Origin of the sequence: Scandinavium sp. UTDF21-P1B (assembly GCF_040750395.1) — a bacterium.
GTDB lineage: Bacteria > Pseudomonadota > Gammaproteobacteria > Enterobacterales > Enterobacteriaceae > Scandinavium.
On the sequence record NZ_JBFLVD010000012.1, the window covers coordinates 191,495 to 205,536 of the forward strand.

Consider the following 14,042-nt stretch of genomic DNA (forward strand, 5'->3'; position numbering starts at 1 on the left):
CCTCAGAAAAAACAAAAACGGGCGGCCGAAGCCACCCGTTTTGACGTGCAGGAAACGGGCTTAAATCGCCCAGCCGCCCGCGTAGAAGGCGACCAGCGCCAGGGCAATCACCACGGTACCGATGTTCAGCTTGCGCCATTCGCCAGAGACAACACGGCCGATAACCAGAGTCGCGAAGCCAATCATAATACCGGTCACGATGTTACAGGTCAGCACGATGAACACCGCAGTGATCAAGCCCGCCATTGCGTCAACAAAATCGGCGAAGTCGATTTTCGCCACGTTGCTCAGCATCAGCAGACCTACGTACATCAGCGCCGGAGCGGTGGCGTAGGCAGGCACCAGATAGGAGAGCGGAGAGAGGAACAGGATCAGCAGGAACAGCACGCCGACGGTGATCGCCGTCAGGCCAGTTTTGCCGCCCGCCGCCGTTCCCGCTGCGGATTCGATGTACACCGCCGCAGGCGCTGCGCCCACCAGGCCGGAGAACACGCTGCTCAGGGAGTCAGTGGTCAGTGCTTTACCGCCGTTGATAATCTGCCCGTCTTTATCCAGCAGGTTGGCCTGACCGGCTACCGCACGGATAGTGCCCGTGGCATCGAACACGGCGGTCATCACCAGCGCCAGCACGCTTGGCAGGACGACAGGGTTTAGTGCGCCCATGATATCGAGGCTGCCGATCAGGGAATTACCGTGCTCATCGCTGAGAGAAGGCATAGCGAAGACGCCGGAGAAGTGCACGCTCGGGTCAAAAATCAGGCCAACAACGGAAACGCCGATAATGGTCAGCAGGATGCCGCCCGGCACTTTCAGCTTTTCAAGACCGATAATGACCGCAAGACCGATCAGCGACATGATCACCGGGAAGCTTGCGAAGTGACCTAGCGCCACCGGCAGGCCGTCCAGCGGGTTTTTGATGACCAGACCGACGCCGTTGGCCGCAATCAGCAGCAGGAACAGGCCGATACCGATACCGGTGCCATGCGCAACGCCCTGCGGCAGGTTGCGCAGGATCCAGCTACGAATGCCGGTTGCGGAAATAACGGTAAACAGCACGCCCATCAGGAACACGGCACCCAGCGCAACCGGAATGCTGATGTGCTGGCCGAGCACCAGGCTGAATGCGGTAAACGCGGTCAGCGAGATGGCGCAGCCAATCGCCAGCGGCAGGTTGGCCCACAGGCCCATCACCAGGGAGCCAACGCCGGCAACCAGGCAGGTCGCCACGAAGACGGCCGCCGGCGGGAAGCCTGCTTTTCCAAGCATGCCCGGTACGACAATAACGGAGTAGACCATGGCCAGGAAGGTGGTTAATCCGGCAACGATCTCCTGGCGAACGGTACTGCCACGAGCTGAAATTTTGAACCAGGCGTCCAGACCGCCGGTACGCGCTGAAGGCGTAGACATAGAAAACATCCCCTGAGAGTTTTTATCATTCGTCCGTCTGCGTGAGGGACAATCCACTGCCCGCTAAGCGTCATCTCCCTGTGCTACATCGCGGCTAAGGGGAGCCACAAAAAAGCAAACGATTAACTCCGCGCAGACAAAAACGGTGTTCAATGTGACCTGCCCTGCGGTTTATCCATGAGAAAGCCAGGGCTGGCAAAAAAGGCAAACGATTATCTGGCTTTTACGCTGCCCTTTTCAACTGATGTTTACGTCATTTCGCTAAATTTCGCTTATGACGGCGAAGAAATAGCCAACGTGTGCGCAAACGATATCGTCGGTGCGCAATCTGGCAACAATTTTACGGCATATTCTTTTCATTTCACCCGGCCATCGGTTTTTATGATGCGTCATCAGCCGCCGGGAAAGTCGAGCGGGCCGCCCTGCTGAATGGCGCGCTGCCAGGCCGGACGTTCTTCAACCCGCTTTTTCCATGCCCTCAGATGAGGCAAATCGCCCTGCCCGCCTCGCGCCAGCAGCGCCATCGCCGGATAGCTCATCTGAATATCCGCCATGCTCAGCTGTTCGCCGGCAAACCAGGTATTCTGCGCCAGATGCCCTTCAATAAAGGCCGCGTGAGTTGCCAGCTGCTTGTTAAGGTACGCCTTCTGTACGCCCTGTCCCAAAATTTTCCCGACCGTACGCAGCCCGATGGGCACCGGCGGCTTGCCCAGGCTGCCAAAAACCAGCTTCATCAGCAGCATCGGCATCAGCGAGCCCTCGGCGTAATGCAGCCAGAAGCGATACTGAAGCCTCTCCTGTGGACTCTGCGGCTTCAGGCGCTGCTCCGGATCGTGCGATTCCTGCAGATATTCGAGAATCGCGCCCGACTCGGCGAGGATCATGCCGTCGTCTTCCAGCACTGGTGATTTGCCGAGCGGATGCACTTTTTTTAGCGCTTCTGGCGCTAACATCGTCGGTTCGCGCTGGTAGCGCACGATGTGGTAGGGCAGCTCCAGTTCTTCCAGCGCCCAGAGTACGCGCTGGGAACGCGAAAGATTCAGATGATGCACCGTCAGCATGGCTGCCTCCTGTCAGTTGTTCAAAATAACTATAGGAACTGTGGCGCAAGGCGGGAAAAATTTCGGCAAAAAAAAACCCTTCTGACTGGCAAAAAGGGAGCTTAGGCTTAGACTTAAAGTGTCAGTACAAACCGGAACCTCCTACCCACTTTTGATCGACTGAGGCGTACTGATGTCGGGGGAAACCCTCCCGTGTACCAGCGGGATAGAGAGAAAGACAAAGACCGGAAAACAACTAAAGCGCCCATTTGTGGCGCTTTAGTTTTTTCAGTCGTTCTCTTCCGGAAAGTGCGCGCCGGGCCCTTTTTCGCCAAGCATATCGCCGGGGTTACGCAGCGGGCAGTCCCGATGCGAAAGACAGCCGCAGCCGATACAGCCATCAAGCTGATCGCGCAGTGCGGTCAGAGTATGGATACGTTCATCCAGTTCTTCACGCCATTTTGACGACAGCTGCTTCCAGGCTTTAGGACTGAGATTGTGTCCTTCCGGCAGGACCCCCAGCGCATCGCTGATGGTCGAGAGCGGAATGCCGATACGCTGAGCAATCTTGATAATCGCCACATAGCGCAGCACATCGCGGCGGTAGCGCCGCTGGTTGCCGCCGTTACGCGTGCTTTCAATGAGCCCTTTGCTTTCATAGAAATGCAGCGCCGAGACGGCCACGCCGCTACGTTTTGCCACTTCGCCCGGCGTCAGCAGCGATTTTATGCGGGGAGATTTCTTTTCCATAAAGCACTTTACCTCAAGTTAACTTGAGGAATTATACTCGCCCGCAGACCAAACGACGAATCGAAAATGTGAGAGAGAGGCTGCTTATGTCCCATCACGACATCATTGAAACCTTGATTGAATGGATTGATGACCATATTGATCAACCGCTTAACATTGACGTGGTTGCCAGAAAATCCGGCTATTCGAAGTGGTATTTACAGCGGATGTTCCGCACGGTGATGCACCAGACGCTGGGGGAATATATTCGTCAGCGCCGGTTACTGATGGCCGCAGAAGCTTTGCGCACCACGAAGCGGCCGATTTTTGATATTGCAATGGATTTGGGTTACGTGTCTCAGCAGACGTTTTCGCGGGTCTTCCGCCGGGAGTTCGACCGCACCCCGAGCGACTATCGCCATCAGATTTCGGCGTGAACGGCTTTCGGGTTATCCCACGGCGCTGAACCTTGCTGCCACTGAACAAACTCGTGCGGCGGCATGGCTTTCGCAAAGTGCCAGCCCTGACAGAACTGCACCCCACGCTTGAGAAGCCAGTTAACCTGCTCGGCAGTTTCCACCCCTTCCGCAATGGTTTTCAGCCGCAGGCTTTGCGCCATCTCGATGATGTGTTCGGCAATCAGGTGGCTGGTGCTGTTGGAGGTGAGCGTGTCGACAAAGGATTTGTCAATTTTCAGGATATCGACGTTCAGGGAATAGAGGTTGTGAAGGTTGGAATAGCCAGTGCCAAAATCATCGATCGCCACTTCGTAGCCCGCCTGGCGGAACGCCTGAATGACGGGTGTGGTTTTCGGCACATCAATAAACCCGCGTTCTGTGACCTCAATTTTGATCTGCTGGGCGCGAACGTGATACTGCTGAGCTTTATCGGAGATCATCGCAATCAGCCGCGAGGAATGGAAATCCGATGCCGAGAGATTAATCGAAACATAGAGTTGTGGATTGCCTTGCAGGAAATCGCCCAGGTCAATGAACACCGATTCCACCACGTAGTCCGTCACCTGCTCAATTAAGCCCTCTTTTTCTGCCAACGGAATAAATTCCGACGGGCTCATTACCGGGCCATCAAAACCAGGCCAGCGAAGTAATGCTTCAGCACCGACGCATTCATTATTTTTGATATCAATAATTGGCTGATAATGCAGACATAGCTGTTGTTTATTCAGCGCCCGCTGCAAAAGCCGTTTCGGGGAATTAAAGCGCTGCCGCGAACGGGTCCAGACCAGCAGAATCAGAATGCTGCAAATCAGCCCCAGCGGTAATGTCAGTGTCGCCTGGTGGCGCAAATTCTGGTAATAGCGAGAATCTGAAGTCGAAATAATAATAGCAATTGGCCGACGTTCAGAAAGGGCGATGGTATAAAACCGGCCATCGCGCTGGAAGGCATAATCCGCGTCGCGGATCAGCGGTTTTAATGTTGCCGGGTCAGTATTTTCACTGACGGAGAAAAAGGCATTGGTTTTGGTGTCGTATACTCCGAACGTCAGAGTGCTGTCGTCAGAAACAATCTCTCCCCACGAAAGAGGGTTAATGACCGCCACATAATTCCCTTGCTGCATATAGGTCATTTTGTAACCGGGATAAAACGGAGTATCACGGTAATAATAAATAGCAACGCCAGGGTTGCGTCGGTAATCAGGAGCGGGCATCTGCCAGGGTTGATTAGGCCGCACCGTCGTTGAACAGATAAACCGATCGTTTTGCGCGTAAATTAAATCTTCAACATACAGCCGCCCGCGAATGATATTTAACATCTGCTGTTGATGTTCAGGCGTGCAAATAGCGCCGGTATAACGCTTCGCGGCGTCCTTTGCGAGGTCGGCCTGGCGGATGACGGATTCGGTTTTATTCAGGGCAATGTGGGCAAACGTCTGGAGCTGGCTATGAGTTTCAGACTCGGCGCGGAGCTGCGAAAACCAAATCGCAAGCATCACCGGCAGGAGCACGACGATGATCACCCCCAAGCCCCTCAGCACGTTGCTTCGCGCACTCTGATTCATATTCAGCCTGATATCCCTGCATTTTATGTGCCTGATATTCAGGCTGGACGCTTTCTGACAGATGATTACGTTGCATGAATCAATCAACATTAGCAACCGTCTTTTGCCCCCAAAAATCGAATATTGGGTTATGACGATAATATTTTTCCGTAAGGCAAACTAAAAGATGTGCCGACGTTTTTATTAATTCAGCTATTTATTAAACATTCATTAAGAATATTGTTTAAAAGTCAGGCAAAACAGAATTAAGCAAAAATTATTAATGGAAATAGCAGGTACTGAGCAAAATGATGCCCGCTTCCCGGATTATGAGGTCAGCGAAGCAACCACTGTTTTACCGCGTCCGGTACGTTTAGCATCATAAAGTGCGTTATCAACAAGGCTTAATAGCAGCGCGCGTTCATGATTATTTTGCGCCACCGCCAGCGCCCCGGCACTGAAAGAGAGGTTGATCGTCACTTCACCGATCGTAAAGGGTTGCGAACAGAGTTGGGCGCGCAGCTTGTCTGTGAACGCAACGGCCAGATCGGTATCAGACACGGGAAGCAGTAAAAGGAACTCTTCTCCACCCAACCTACCGAGCCTCGGTGGGCCATCGCACTGCCCGCGGATATGTTCGCAGAAATAAACCAGCACGTCGTCGCCTGCGGAATGGCCCCAGCGATCGTTGATTTGCTTAAAGTGATCAAGATCGATCATCAGCATCACAAAATGGGTATCATACTGTTCAGTCTGGCAATTATCGAGGCAGTGCTGGAGATGATCGAGGATCGCCAATCGGTTATAGCAGCGGGTCAACGCATCGGTGGTCGCCTGAAACGCCAGCAAATTTTCGGCACGTTTACGCTCGGTAATATCCACACCAATATTCATGATCTCACCATCCGGCAACAGGATATTAGACCACAGCGTGGTAAGCACGACCCCATCACGGCGGTGCGGATACCATTCGTGCATCTCAAGCGTGGGAGAACAATTGACGGAATCCCTCACTCGTCGTCGCACATCCGGATCAGGGTAAAACAGCGCCAGCGGATCGGGCTGGTCATTTAATTCCTCCAGCGTCCAGCCAAATACCCGTTCACACTCGCCGTTCCACAACGTGCAGCGATTATGTTTATCAAACGAATTCATTAATACCGGCGCTTTATCAAAAAGCATGCGGTACTGGTTAAGAATATTTTTTAATTCGACGGCGGTACGCTGGCGGGAAATAATTTCCGTCATCGAATCATGGAGTTTCTCAGCAATGATCTGCGCCACGCTGCGCAAAACGGCGGGCGCTAACAAAGGCTGGTCGAAGGCCAGAAAAAGATAAGCGCGGGCATCGTCCTGCATCGGAAATATTCGGCAGAGCACGCCGCATTTTAATTCCTGCGCTAAAGGATTGCCTTCGGAATAAAGCAGCTTGCCGACGTCACGGTGCCAGCATTTTACGCGCCACGGCGTCTGATGCTTTCGCAGCGCCGCCAGAAGGCGTTCAGCGCTGTCGCTCGTCAGCCGTTCGCCCTGCACTTCCAGATGGCGTAAATCCTCTGACTCCAGCATGATCCAGGAGAGGCGTGCGCCAAAGACATCATGGATAAGCAGCAACACATCGGCAAGTGAGCGATGTGCTGAGAGTCCAGGCATAACTCTGGCCAGCCGGCGCAGGCAAAGTTCTGCATCGTTAATTGCTGCGTGTAGTTTCTCTTTTTTCATGGCTTCAATCACAGGTTTGTTAGGGGCAAAACCTGCAATGAATAAATCAGATACTGATTTGCATGATTAAGCACAGGTTAATCATAAATCTGTAAGCCAGAGAGAACAAAAAAACAGTGTGTTGTCTTAAAAGAATTACAAAATATTAAAATAGCCAATAAAATCAATAGCTGATTGATTGATCGCAAGTAAAATATATTGTCCAGAAAGCATAAGCCAACTATTTCCCGATGTAAATATTGTACAACCACTTAACTTTCGTGACAGTTTGCTATCTCACTGATATCTCAGTTAACCCCTTTCAAAACGGGCAAAGAATATATTCTCAATAGCAATAAGTCAGAGAACATTTCGGTCGGTGCCACAGAATTTTTTTACCATACCAGTGGCGAATAAAAGAACAAACGTGATATAGTTCACATTATCTTATGAAACGTAAAACATCGTTTCATTGTGTTGATCAATGCCTGCCGATAGCCAGAGTGTGATACACCTGATGAGCCACGTCGTGCTATCCCTGGCTTCGTTCTTTGAGGGTATGTTTCATGGTTTCTGTTACCACCGGCATGGTTCTCCTGCGCTGGCCGCTCGTGAGCGCCGTACTGATGTTCCTTGCCAGCACGTTGAAAATTCAGTTCCGTAAATCCGACTATGCCGGGCTGGCGGTTGTTTGCAGCGCTTTTGGCATCGCCGCCGCCTGCTGGTTTGCCACCGGCCTGCTGGGCATCACTCTTGTCGACATGACGCTTGTCTGGAACAACATTAAAGATGTGATGATAGAGGTAATGAGCCAGACTCCGCCAGAATGGCCGGTGATGGTGAGCTAAAAACCTGCTTCAGGCAGTACAAGCCAACAAAAAAGCGCTTCCCAAAGGAAAGCGCTTTTTTTATGTGATTTGTCCGTCAGACAATACGGGACATAATCAGAACGGGATATCGTCGTCGAAATCCATTGGCGGTTCGTTAGACGGTGCCGGGGCTGCAGGCTGCTGCGGGCGAGACTGTGCACCACCGCTGAACTGGTTTCCGCCCTGAGGCTGCTGTGGCTGACCCCAGCCGCCGCCCTGCTGCTGACCGCCACCTGCCGGTGCGCCGCCGCCCTGACGGCCACCGAGCATCTGCATGGTGCCGCCTACGTTAACCACAACTTCCGTGGTGTATTTTTCAGCGCCGGACTGATCGGTCCATTTACGGGTACGCAGCTGGCCTTCGATATAGACCTGAGACCCTTTACGCAGATATTCACCGGCCACTTCCGCCAGTTTGCCGAACAGCACAACGCGGTGCCATTCAGTCTGCTCTTTCATTTCGCCGGTCGCTTTATCACGCCAGGATTCGGAAGTAGCCAGCGTAATGTTGGCAACTGCGCCACCACTCGGCATGTAGCGTACTTCCGGGTCCTGGCCCAGATTACCGACGAGAATCACCTTGTTGACGCCTCTGCTGGCCATGATCGTGTCTCCTGAATACGTTTCTTAATAGTGTAAACGCGCGAGTGTACCATTTCCATGCGGCAATTTGCATAGTTGCGTAGCAGCTTCAGATATCTCATGCGGACTCGACATTATTGCACAGAGAATCAGAGCGCGCATTCCAATACTGTATATTCAAACAGGTCAAACTGTGTCATAATTAGCCGTTTCTGCCGTTTGTCCTTCTGACAAACCCGCATTCCGAGTCTCTACCGGGAAAGGTGAATGGATAAGATCGAAGTTCGGGGCGCCCGCACCCATAATCTCAAAAACATCAACCTCGTCATCCCTCGCGACAAACTGATCGTCGTGACCGGGCTTTCGGGCTCAGGTAAATCTTCGCTGGCGTTTGATACGCTGTATGCCGAAGGGCAGCGGCGCTACGTTGAATCACTCTCTGCTTATGCACGTCAGTTCCTGTCACTGATGGAAAAGCCTGATGTGGACCATATTGAAGGTCTGTCTCCGGCCATTTCTATTGAGCAGAAGTCCACGTCGCACAACCCGCGTTCCACCGTGGGGACCATTACTGAAATTCACGATTACCTGCGCCTGCTTTATGCTCGCGTGGGCGAACCGCGCTGTCCCGATCACGACGTGCCGCTGGCGGCGCAAACCGTCAGCCAGATGGTGGATAACGTTCTGTCGCAGCCAGAAGGCAAACGCCTGATGCTGCTGGCGCCAGTCATCAAAGAGCGTAAGGGCGAGCACACCAAAACGCTGGAAAACCTGGCAAGCCAGGGCTACATCCGCGCCCGTATCGACGGCGAAGTCTGCGACCTTTCCGATCCGCCGAAGCTTGAATTGCAAAAGAAGCACACCATCGAAGTGGTGATTGACCGCTTTAAGGTACGCGAAGACCTCACGCAGCGCCTTGCAGAGTCCTTTGAAACCGCACTGGAGCTCTCCGGCGGCACCGCCATTGTCGCCGATATGGACGACGAGAAAGCGGAAGAGCTGCTGTTCTCCGCCAACTTTGCCTGCCCGATTTGCGGCTACAGCATGCGCGAACTGGAACCGCGCCTGTTCTCGTTCAACAACCCGGCAGGTGCCTGTCCGACCTGCGACGGCCTCGGCGTGCAGCAATATTTCGATCCAGACCGCATTATCCAGAACCCGGAGCTTTCCCTGGCAGGCGGTGCCATCCGCGGCTGGGATCGCCGAAACTTCTACTATTTCCAGATGCTGCGCTCGCTGGCGGAGCATTATGAGTTCGACGTCGAAGCCCCGTGGGGCAGCCTGAGTGCGCACGTGCAAAAAGTGGTGCTGTACGGTTCAGGAAAAGAGTCGATCGAATTCAAATATATGAACGACCGCGGTGATACTTCCGTGCGCCGCCATCCGTTTGAAGGCGTGCTGCATAACATGGAGCGCCGCTATAAAGAAACCGAATCTAACGCGGTGCGCGAGGAGCTGGCGAAGTTCATCAGCAACCGCCCGTGCGCCAGCTGTGAAGGCACTCGCCTGAATCGTGAAGCGCGCCATGTGTTTGTGGAAAACACGGCGCTGCCAACCATTTCTGACATGAGCATCGGCCACGCCATGGACTTCTTCAACAATATGAAGCTGTCCGGCCAGCGCGCAAAAATCGCCGAAAAAGTGCTGAAAGAGATTGGCGATCGCCTGAAGTTCCTCGTTAACGTCGGCCTGAACTACCTGACGCTTTCCCGCTCGGCAGAAACGCTCTCCGGCGGTGAAGCTCAGCGTATTCGTCTGGCAAGCCAGATTGGCGCGGGGCTGGTTGGTGTAATGTACGTGCTGGATGAGCCGTCCATCGGCCTGCACCAGCGCGATAACGAGCGCCTGCTCGGCACGCTGATTCATTTACGTAATCTCGGTAATACGGTGATTGTGGTTGAGCATGATGAAGACGCCATTCGCGCGGCAGACCACGTGATCGATATCGGGCCTGGCGCTGGCGTGCACGGCGGTGAAGTGGTTGCAGAAGGCCCCCTCGAGGCCATCATGGCCGTGCCGGAATCGCTGACCGGCCAGTTCATGAGCGGCAAACGCAAAATCGAAGTGCCAAAAGAGCGCGTGCCTGCGAACCCGGAAAAAGTCCTGAAGCTGACCGGCGCTCGTGGCAACAACCTGAAAGACGTAACGTTGACGGTGCCGGTTGGCCTGTTCACCTGCATCACTGGCGTATCCGGCTCAGGTAAATCGACGCTGATTAACGATACGCTGTTCCCGATTGCCCAGCGCGCGCTGAATGGCGCAACCATTGTCGAACCAGCGCCGTACCGCGATATTAGCGGCCTGGAGCACTTCGATAAGGTCATCGACATCGATCAGAGCCCGATTGGCCGTACGCCGCGTTCCAACCCGGCGACCTATACCGGCGTGTTCACGCCGGTGCGTGAACTGTTCGCTGGCGTTCCTGAATCCCGCTCACGCGGATACACGCCAGGTCGTTTCAGCTTTAACGTGCGCGGTGGTCGCTGTGAAGCCTGCCAGGGCGACGGCGTGATCAAGGTAGAAATGCACTTCCTGCCCGACATCTACGTGCCGTGCGATCAGTGCAAAGGCAAGCGCTATAACCGTGAAACGCTGGAGATTAAGTACAAAGGCAAAACCATCCACGAAGTGCTGGATATGACCATTGAAGAAGCACGCGAGTTCTTTGATGCCGTACCAGCGCTGGCGCGCAAGCTGCAAACGTTGATGGACGTGGGCCTGACGTACATTCGCTTGGGGCAATCCGCCACCACGCTCTCCGGCGGGGAAGCGCAGCGCGTGAAGCTGGCGCGTGAGCTGTCAAAACGCGGCACGGGTCAGACGCTGTACATCCTCGACGAACCGACCACCGGTCTGCACTTTGCTGATATTCAGCAGCTGCTGGAAGTGCTGCATCAACTGCGCGACCAGGGCAACACGATTGTGGTTATCGAGCATAACCTCGACGTGATTAAAACCGCGGACTGGATTGTCGATCTCGGCCCGGAAGGCGGCAGCGGCGGCGGGGAAATTCTCGTCTCCGGCACGCCTGAAACGGTCGCGGAATGCGAGGCTTCGCACACGGCGCGCTTCCTGAAGCCAATGCTGTAATTACTCGAGCTGCTGTCGGACCTCTTCCGGCAGCAGCCCCATCGCCTGCTGATACGACGCATCCACCAGGAAATAAATTTGTGAATCCGGCAGCGAGCCGTCAAGGTAAACCGTGCTCCAGTGCGCTTTATTGAGATGCTGACTGGGCCTCACGTCGCTGTGCTGCTCACGCAATAATTCCGCGAGTTCCGGGCTGGTTTTCAGCGAAGTCGCCGGACGGCCCTCCACTTCTTTCACCATCGCAAACAGCACATCCGATACCTTAATTTGCGTGGCCTTCCAGTCGCTGTGCACGCTCTGCTCAGCCCCCGGTTTATTCATGCAATATTGCAGCAGCTCCGAAATGGTCATGGCATTCCCCTGAAGAGACGTGAATCTTTTCTTAGTGTGCAACAAGAAAGGGGAAAGGGAAACGCTTCTGGTCAAAAAAACGGCAACCCCATGGATTGCCGTTTTCGCTGTCAATATTCTGAATTGACGATCACTTCTTCACCGTACGCTCCGGCATTCGGCAGCGGTTTGTAGGTGGAATTAGAGGCCCGCAGAACGCGGATGCCGCGGGCGCCTGCGTCATGGGCGGCGGTGATGTCATTATCAGAATCGCCGTAGAAGACCTTGATATTTTTTTCCTGCAGCCACTGCGTTTTGGTGTTCTGATCGGGTTTGTCGCCCGCGAAAATCACCGGATTCATGCTGGCCGCCGGGATCAGGAAATCATCCTGCAGCGTTTTGCTGACGGTTTCTGTCTTTGTCTGGCTGCGGCCGGTGACAAAGTAAATGGTATCACCGCGCTTAACGTGCATGGCGATAAGCGAGCGGGCCACCTCTTTCGGGATGCTGAATTCATCCCAGCCGTTATTCATTTTTTCCCAGAATTCGGGGTTCTTCAGATACGCTTCGCTGTCCGGCGACCAGATTTTTTTCCCACGCCAAAAGCCCGGGCTCGAGAAAAGCACCGTGTCATCGATATCAAAACCGACGGCTATCGGTGAGCGACCTAATAGACTGTTTTCGATCTGCGCCACCGAAACCCAATGGATCGGCGCCTGTTCGGCGAGTTTTTCGACATTTGTCCCCGCATAAAGCGGAGAAGGTGATGAGGCGTGAGCATCGACAACGGTGCTGTTTACGGTAAACAACAAGCAGATAGCGCTGAACGCTAAAGTAACCTTGCGCATAATTTTCCCTGAATCATCCGATTGTTATTATTGGAAAGTGTTGAGACGTCAAAAATCAACCTGACCTTAACCGTGATGCAGGATGAATGAAAGGAATATATGGATTGGATGCCATAGAAAAAGGTGATGATCACAATCAGGTTCTCATCACCTTGCAGAAAGGCTGCCAGGGCTCCTTAAAACAGAGCGCCAAAGTCAGTAAGTACTTACATCACAGCGGAGAACGCCTGGGCTACGCGCTGAACGTTGCGGGAGTTCAGGCCTGCCACGCACATGCGGCCGCTGGCAATCAGGTAAACGCCAAACTCTTCACGCAGGCGCTCCACCTGGGCGGCGCTCAGGCCGGTATAGCTGAACATGCCGCGCTGCTTCAGCAGGTAATCGAAATTACCCTCAGGCATGGTCTGCTTCAGCACGTTCACCAGCTCCTGGCGCATTGCCAGAATACGAGTGCGCATGGCTTCTACTTCCGCCAGCCAGGAGGCCTTGAGCTTCGCATCATTCAATACGGCAGAAACCACCTGCGCCCCGAAATTCGGCGGGCTGGAGTAGTTGCGGCGCACGGTTGCTTTCAGCTGACCCAGCACGCGGCCTGCGGTATCGCTGTCCTCACACACCACGGACAGGCCGCCGACGCGTTCACCGTACAGCGAGAAAATTTTAGAAAAGGAGTTGCTGACCAGCACCGGCAGGCCTGCGCTCGCAATGGTGCGAATAGCCCAGGCATCTTCCTCCATGCCTGCGCCAAAGCCCTGGTAGGCGATGTCGAGGAACGGAATCAGGTTGCGCGCTTTCAGTACTTCCGTGACGGCATCCCACTGCGCATTAGTCAGATCGGCCCCGGTCGGGTTATGACAGCATGGGTGCAGCAGCACGATGTCTTTTTCCGGCAGCGTACTCAGCTTTTCCAGCAGCGCGTCAAAACGCACGCCGTTCGTTTCGGCATCAAACCAAGGGTAAGTGCTTACTTCGAAGCCAGCACCTTCAAAGATGGCGATGTGGTTTTCCCAGGTCGGATCGCTGACCCACACTTTCGAGCCAGGGAAATAGTGCCTGAGGAAATCAGCGCCCACTTTCAGTGCGCCAGAACCCCCCAGCGTCTGAATAGTGGCCACACGTTTCTGTTGCAGGACCGGATGGTCTGCCCCAAACAGCAGCGGCGCAACGCCGTTACGATAGGTGTTAAGCCCTTCCATCGGCAGATAAACCGATGCGCCATGCGGCTGGGCATTCAGTTGTGCTTCAGCTTCAGCAACCGCCTGTAATTGCGGAATAATGCCGTCTTCGTTGTAGTACAGGCCAATGCTGAGGTTCACTTTGTCACTGCGGGGATCTTCTTTGAATTTTTCCATCAGCGAGAGGATGGGATCGCCTGCGTAGGCGTCGACGTTCTGAAACACGCGATGATTCTCCAGGGTTATACAGGGCAGGAATCACCACAATAAAC

At 54.0% G+C, this 14,042-nt stretch carries 12 protein-coding genes; 3 read left to right on the forward strand and 9 right to left on the reverse strand.

Going from position 1 to position 14,042, the window contains the following annotated elements; all coding sequences use genetic code 11:
* Nucleotides 1-60: 60 nt before the first annotated feature.
* The 3 genes from ghxP to soxR all read right to left on the reverse strand — a co-directional run bounded on the left by ghxP (nt 61) and on the right by soxR (nt 3,197).
* Nucleotides 61-1,407: a guanine/hypoxanthine transporter GhxP gene (gene ghxP, locus AB1287_RS09300; protein WP_312627577.1), complete on the reverse strand. Its 1,347-nt coding sequence runs from the start codon at nt 1,405-1,407 to the stop codon at nt 61-63.
* Between the two features lie 392 nt (nt 1,408-1,799).
* The gene (locus tag AB1287_RS09305) at nt 1,800-2,468 is read right to left on the reverse strand and encodes a glutathione S-transferase family protein (RefSeq protein WP_435617599.1); all 669 of its coding nucleotides are present in this window, start codon (nt 2,466-2,468) and stop codon (nt 1,800-1,802) included.
* Between the two features lie 267 nt (nt 2,469-2,735).
* Nucleotides 2,736-3,197 carry a redox-sensitive transcriptional activator SoxR gene (gene soxR / locus AB1287_RS09310; RefSeq protein WP_312627574.1) on the reverse strand — a complete coding sequence of 154 codons (462 nt, stop codon included), beginning with the start codon at nt 3,195-3,197 and terminating at the stop codon, nt 2,736-2,738.
* 86 nt (nt 3,198-3,283) lie between these two features.
* Here soxR and soxS point away from each other — a divergent pair, with 86 nt between their 5' ends.
* Complete coding sequence (gene soxS, locus AB1287_RS09315) at nt 3,284-3,613, forward strand: superoxide response transcriptional regulator SoxS (protein WP_312627572.1); 330 nt, start codon at nt 3,284-3,286, stop codon at nt 3,611-3,613.
* On the opposite strand, the gene AB1287_RS09320 is transcribed toward soxS, so the two are convergent.
* A complete protein-coding gene (locus tag AB1287_RS09320) occupies nt 3,598-5,196 on the reverse strand; it encodes an EAL domain-containing protein (RefSeq protein WP_435617600.1) in 1,599 nt (532 codons plus the stop codon). The genes soxS and AB1287_RS09320 overlap by 16 nt on opposite strands.
* A gap of 306 nt (nt 5,197-5,502) precedes the next feature.
* Nucleotides 5,503-6,828: a GGDEF domain-containing protein gene (locus AB1287_RS09325; RefSeq protein ID WP_312627568.1), complete on the reverse strand. Its 1,326-nt coding sequence runs from the start codon at nt 6,826-6,828 to the stop codon at nt 5,503-5,505.
* A 614-nt stretch (nt 6,829-7,442) separates the two neighbouring features.
* Here AB1287_RS09325 and AB1287_RS09330 point away from each other — a divergent pair.
* A complete protein-coding gene (locus tag AB1287_RS09330; protein ID WP_312627567.1) occupies nt 7,443-7,724 on the forward strand; it encodes a YjcB family protein in 282 nt (93 codons plus the stop codon).
* Nucleotides 7,725-7,820: 96 nt separating this feature from the next.
* On the opposite strand, the gene ssb1 is transcribed toward AB1287_RS09330, so the two are convergent.
* Nucleotides 7,821-8,348: a single-stranded DNA-binding protein SSB1 gene (gene ssb1 / locus AB1287_RS09335; protein WP_435617601.1), complete on the reverse strand. Its 528-nt coding sequence runs from the start codon at nt 8,346-8,348 to the stop codon at nt 7,821-7,823.
* 246 nt (nt 8,349-8,594) lie between these two features.
* On the opposite strand from ssb1, the gene uvrA reads away from it, so the two are divergent.
* The gene (uvrA, locus tag AB1287_RS09340; RefSeq protein WP_435617602.1) at nt 8,595-11,417 is read left to right on the forward strand and encodes an excinuclease ABC subunit UvrA; all 2,823 of its coding nucleotides are present in this window, start codon (nt 8,595-8,597) and stop codon (nt 11,415-11,417) included.
* Here the strand turns inward: uvrA and AB1287_RS09345 are convergent, their stop codons facing one another.
* From AB1287_RS09345 to tyrB, 3 genes are all read right to left on the reverse strand, one after another.
* Nucleotides 11,418-11,768, reverse strand: a complete 351-nt coding sequence (locus AB1287_RS09345) for an MmcQ/YjbR family DNA-binding protein (RefSeq protein ID WP_312627561.1) — start codon at nt 11,766-11,768, stop codon at nt 11,418-11,420. It abuts the gene before it with no gap.
* 110 nt (nt 11,769-11,878) lie between these two features.
* On the reverse strand, nt 11,879-12,595 hold the full coding sequence (gene aphA, locus AB1287_RS09350; RefSeq protein ID WP_435617603.1) for an acid phosphatase AphA: 717 nt from the start codon (nt 12,593-12,595) through the stop codon (nt 11,879-11,881).
* A 206-nt stretch (nt 12,596-12,801) separates the two neighbouring features.
* On the reverse strand, nt 12,802-13,995 hold the full coding sequence (gene tyrB, locus AB1287_RS09355; protein WP_435617604.1) for an aromatic amino acid transaminase: 1,194 nt from the start codon (nt 13,993-13,995) through the stop codon (nt 12,802-12,804).
* Between the last annotated feature and the right edge of the window lie 47 nt (nt 13,996-14,042).